The organism is Micrococcus sp. KRD096 (assembly GCF_017168495.1).
In the GTDB taxonomy this organism is placed as follows: Bacteria; Actinomycetota; Actinomycetes; order Actinomycetales; family Micrococcaceae; genus Micrococcus; species Micrococcus luteus.
The window spans coordinates 1-447 of record NZ_JABFAY010000078.1; the positions used below are offsets into that span (position 1 = coordinate 1).

1 protein-coding gene is annotated in these 447 nt (G+C 70.7%); it reads right to left on the bottom strand.

The window, feature by feature from the left end; translation table 11 throughout:
• A partial coding sequence (locus tag J1M41_RS11745; protein WP_206451813.1) for a hypothetical protein occupies nucleotides 1-308 on the bottom strand: 308 nt, incomplete at its 3' end.
• Nucleotides 309-447: the final 139 nt, after the last annotated feature.

A 447-nucleotide genomic window follows, 5' to 3' on the forward strand; every position in this document is an offset into this window, starting at 1 on the left:
GCACCCGCGAAGGCCTGCACCCGCTGCCAGCGCCGCTCGCCGTCCACCTCGGTGCCCGCGAGCAGCTGCGAGGCGGAGCGGTAGTCCTGCGTGCGCTGTACCAGGTCCAGCACGTCCAGCAGGTCCTGGTCCGGGCCGGGCATGCGGATGTCCAGCTCCTCCTGGCGCAGGAACCCGTAGTTCGCCGGGTCCGCCGCGTCCGGGTCGCCGGGCGACACCAGCTGAATACCGGCGCGCCTGCGCCTGAATACCGGCAGCAGGACCAGGCTGAACATGGCCAGCGCCATCAGGACCCAGAGAATCTCCATGCCTCAATCGAACCAGACGGGTCCGACAATTGGCCAACCTGGTCGGGTCGGCCCCTTCGCGGCGGCTCCGATCCGGTGGGTCAGGTTCCCGCGGAAGCTCCGATCCGGTCGGTCAGGATCCCGCGCGGCGGCCCCGATC